The organism is Aquisalimonas sp. (genome assembly GCF_007120195.1).
Lineage (GTDB): Bacteria > Pseudomonadota > Gammaproteobacteria > Nitrococcales > Aquisalimonadaceae > Aquisalimonas.
This window is the reverse complement of sequence record NZ_SKOG01000192.1, coordinates 1-4336: the sequence shown is the minus strand read 5'-3', so window position 1 is coordinate 4336 and position 4336 is coordinate 1. Positions and strand designations below refer to the sequence as shown.

Sequence of the window (4336 nt, the reverse complement as noted above, 5' to 3'; positions counted from 1 at the left end):
CGCACCCTCGACGAGGAGCGCACGGCCGTCGTCGCCGAGCTACTCCTCAACCATCGCGGATGGTAAAGGCCATTTCACGCAATGACACCGGGGCTTCGTGCCCCGGCGTTTTCCCGGAGACGCCGGCGGCATGTTCGGCGATTCCGGGAAAACGCCTCCATCGCTTGCCTGGCGCGCATCCAGGCCCCCCGAGAAGCCCTTTCGGATCGGGAGGAGGGGCGCCGGCAGCGCCGGTCGATCCTGAGTTCACCAACCCCGGCGGGGAGACCTCCTCCCCGTGGGGGGGTGCCTCCCGCTTTGTACTGTGGAGTCGCCCATGCAACAGCAACTCTTCGACGATCAGGTGGCCGAAGCGGTGACCGAGATCGGGTCCCACCGGCGGGAGCAGGATGACCGCCTCGTCGAGCAGGCCCTGGCGGTGCTGCGTCAGCGGTTTGACCAGCACGCCGCGTTGCAGTCGCCAGGCGACGCCAAGGACTATCTGCAGATCTGGCTTGCGCCCCGGAAGCGGGAGGTATTCGCCTGCCTCCCCTTTTTTGACAGACGGTCGGTAATGTTGGCGGAAACATCGTGTGCTTGGAACGGAGCCGTCCGGCTGTCTTGGCGCATCGTCGATGTGGCCTAGTGCTGCCAGGGATAGCGCGCTCGGGTTTGTCGAGCGCAAACTTGTTGACAATTACCTACCAGCTCATTCAGCATGTCCCTTGTCCTGGGACGTGGGACAGTACGATGAGAGATGGTATGAAAAGTCAAGATGTCGGCCTGCTGTTGAAGCTGGTCGCTTTGAACAACCGGGAGAGAGAGGACCCCGAGGGACGCAGCGGAAAAGCGGATATGTCACTCCCGGATGACTGGCGCGACTGGCAGATTGAGGAAGAAGACGCGCTTGCGGAGAACGGAGCCTCACTCTCGGGCAGCGAACTCCTACTGGCGTGTTACAGCGTCAGGGCTCTAGCGGAAGAGACGGGCATCAGTAAAAGCCAGGTTAGCTTGGCCTTGCAGCGCTGCCTGGAGGTCGGCCTGGTGCGCAAGGATCGCGAGACCGGTGTGCCACGGGCCAATACCAAAGCCCTGTTCGAGTTCATTGTGCATGGGCTGCGTTATGTCTTTCCCGCCAGTCCCGGCAAGATAACCCGAGGCATAGCCACTTCCTTCTCTGCCCCCGTGCTGGAAGGGCGACTTTTCAGTTCGGGAGATCTGGCCATGGTTTGGCCGGACGCCAGGGGGAACACTAAGGGGCAGGCGGTCGCACCGCTGTTCAAGAGCGCGCCCTATGCGGTACGCCGCGACCGGAATCTGTATGCCATGTTGGCCTTGGTAGACGCCATCCGGCTTGGGCAGCCCCGCGAGAGCAAACTGGCGGCCAGCCTATTGGCCGAGCATCTGGGAGTCAGTGGTGAGCCAATTCGATGACCAACGCGCGATGTTGCGCTATGTGGCTCAGGCGCTCGGAGAAGAGCTGCGGGAGAAGGTCGCCTTCGTGGGCGGTTGTACGACCGGGCTTCTGCTTACCGATGATTTCACGCGGGAGCAGGTGCGCAGCACCGATGACGTTGACCTGGTCGTGCACGTGATCGGTTACCCAGATCTGTATCGGCTCAAAAACACCTTGAAGGCACGCGGCTTCAGGGAACCTTCGTCGATGGATGTCGATATGCCCGTTTGTGCCATGAAGCTGGACCATCTGCGTGTAGACTTGATGCCGGATGACGCCGAAGTGCTGGGCTTCAGCAACATATGGTACTGCCAAGCCCTGGAGACCGCCTCACCAATCCCCTTGGGGGAGGATCTCACCATTCGAGTGGTCAACCCACCGTTATTCATCGCCACCAAGTTGGAGGCCTACAAGGGGCGAGGAAATGGTGATCCGCTCGAAAGTCGCGATATTGAGGACATCCTCAACGTCGTGGATGGACGAGCGGAGCTACTGGATGAAGTGCGGAGAAGTGATAGCGATCTCCAAGACTACATTGCCGCCGAGTTTACCCAACTCCTCGACGATGACAACTTCGCTTATGCCGTACAAAGCCAGGCCGGAGACCAGGATCGAGAAGCGTTGCTGTTCGAGCGACTGGAACAACTGGCCAGGGTGAGACGCTGATGCGGGTCACTTGGTTCGGTCGACGTGGCTGTGAACGGAGCAGAAACAGTGACGCCGCAGCGATTGCACAACGAGGCCAACAGTGCCTGGCGATTGTGGTAGACGGGGCCGAGAAAGGACCCAACAGCGTGGAACTGGCGCGATATTGGGCAAATGCCGTCCTTGAGCGTGCACTGGCTAAGCCTTCCCCTCTATCAGAGGGGGTGGTGAATGGTCTCCTGAAGCGCGAACAGGGCCGCCTGCATCATGGCTCTCTACGGGACATCGCTAGCTACTGCCTTGTCAGCCTTGATACCGACACCCTCGGGGTTCGTATCTGGCACTGTGGTAACTGCCGAGTGGGTCTAGCTCTGCCCTTTACCCACATCTGCTGCTAAACAAATGGCCGCCGCACGGTTACTGTGCCTGCCATGTGGGTGCAGAGCCAGATCAAGCGCACACTGAGCGGACCGCAGGGGCTGGAGCGCGTGCGTGCGTTGCTGGGTGAAGCCTCCGAGGCGCATCGTACGGCGATCGCGGATCGGCTTTGCGCCGAGTTCGGCTTCATCGATGCGCGCGGGCGCGCTCAGCGAGCGCATCGTGCTGCCCGCGGCGCGCAGCTGCCCTGGCACGGCGCAGCCCCGGCGATTGGCTGAGGCCGTGCCGGCAGCCGATGGGGTGCCGGCGGAGGTGGGGGCGCTTGAAGGGCTCGAGGTGGTGCGGGTCGACGACGCGGCGCACCGCGCGATCTGGAACGAGCTGATGGCGCGCGAGCATCCGCGTGGGCTCGGACCGTTTGTCGGCCCGCAGCTGCGTTACCTGATCGGCTCGGTACACGGCTGGCTCACGGTGTTCGGCTTCGCGGCCGCGTCGCTGCATCTGCGCGCGCGATCGCTGGATCGGCTGGGACGCCGAGCAGCGCGGGGCGCAGATTCACCGGGTGGTGGGGTTGAACCGCTTTCTGGTCCGCCCCGGGGTGGCCTGCCGCGATTTGGCCTCGCACGCGCTCGCACGGGTGCTGCGGCGCTTGGGTGGGGACTTCGAGGCCCGGTATGGTTACCGTGTGTGGCTGGTCGAGACGTTTGTCGAGCGCCCGCATTCGGGGGTCAGCCTGCGGGCGGCGAACTGGCGCCATCTCGGCACAAGCTGCGGGCGGGGGCACCAGGACAGCGCTCATGCGGTGGGCGAGACGATTAAGGCGATCTATCTCTACGAGCGCGAAGCCGATTGGCGGGTGCGCCTCGGTGTGGGGCCGGCGCCGATCGACGGAGTGCTGCAGCCGGGCGAGGGCCTCGACGGCCAGTGCTGGGCGGAGAACGAGTTTGGCGGTGCGCCGCTGGGCGACAAGCGACTGAGTCGACGATTGGTGGACAGTGCCCGACGCCAAGCCGAGGAACCGATGCGCGCCTTCACCGCCGTGGGCAAGGACGATTGGCCGGCGGTGAAGGGCTACTACCGCCTCATCGATCAGCCCTCGGACTCCGAGGTGACGCCGCAGAACATCCTCGCCCCGGACCGCCAGCGTACGCGGCGACGGATGCAGGCGCAGTCGACGGTGCTGTGTATTGCCGACGGCACGGATGTGAACTTCACGACCCGCCCACAGACGACGGGGCTCGGGGTGATCGGCGGCAATCAGACCGGTGCGCAGAGCCTGGGACTGCACCTGCACTCGACGCTGGCGGTGACGGGCGATGGGCTGCCGCTGGGGGTGTTGCGCACCCGCTTCGATGCCCTCGAGCCCAGCAGGGGCAAGGCGCAGGCCGCCGAGGAGAAGAAGAGCTTCCGCTGGATCGAAGGCCTGCGCGATTGCGCGGCGCTGGCCGAAGCGCTGCCCAAGACACGCCTCGTCCACGTTCTCGACCGCGAGGCGGACTTCTACGAACTCTTCGCCGAACAGCAACGCACCAGCGAGGTCGAGCTGGTGGTGCGCGCGAAGCACAACCGACGCCGACCCGACAAGCAGGGGCGGCTGTTCGAGGCGGTGCGCGCTGCCAAGCCCTGCGGCCACATCGAGATCGACGTCACCGGAGAGAGCGCGCGAGCGAAGAGCGGCAAACGCCAGGCGCACATCGCACGCCAGGCGCGCACCGCGCAGCTGGCGCTGCGCTATCGGCGTGTCGAGCTCGCACGAGACCCCAGGCCAGGCAACGGCGAACGCGACAAGCTCCCGATCACCGTGGTCCATGCCGTGGAGAACGCGCCGCCGAACGGCGAGAAGCCGATCGAGTGGTTCGTGCTTACCACCCTCACCGT

Annotated in this window: 5 protein-coding genes; all 5 read left to right on the top strand. The window is 64.4% G+C overall.

What is annotated here, in order from left to right:
* Positions 1 to 316 precede the first annotated feature (316 nt).
* Positions 317 to 625 (top strand): hypothetical protein, encoded by a 309-nt coding sequence (locus tag QZT63_RS13745; RefSeq protein ID WP_290652059.1) that lies wholly within the window; start codon positions 317 to 319, stop codon positions 623 to 625.
* Positions 626 to 741: 116 nt separating this feature from the next.
* Positions 742 to 1413 (top strand): hypothetical protein, encoded by a 672-nt coding sequence (locus tag QZT63_RS13740; protein ID WP_290652058.1) that lies wholly within the window; start codon positions 742 to 744, stop codon positions 1411 to 1413.
* Positions 1397 to 2101 carry a hypothetical protein gene (locus QZT63_RS13735; protein WP_290652057.1) on the top strand — a complete coding sequence of 235 codons (705 nt, stop codon included), beginning with the start codon at positions 1397 to 1399 and terminating at the stop codon, positions 2099 to 2101. The genes QZT63_RS13740 and QZT63_RS13735 overlap by 17 nt, the downstream gene beginning before the upstream one ends.
* Positions 2102 to 2511: 410 nt before the next feature.
* A complete protein-coding gene (locus QZT63_RS13730) occupies positions 2512 to 2736 on the top strand; it encodes a hypothetical protein (protein WP_290652061.1) in 225 nt (74 codons plus the stop codon).
* A 221-nt stretch (positions 2737 to 2957) separates the two neighbouring features.
* On the top strand, positions 2958 to 4336 hold a 1379-nt coding region (locus QZT63_RS13720), incomplete at its 3' end, for an IS4 family transposase (protein WP_366637078.1).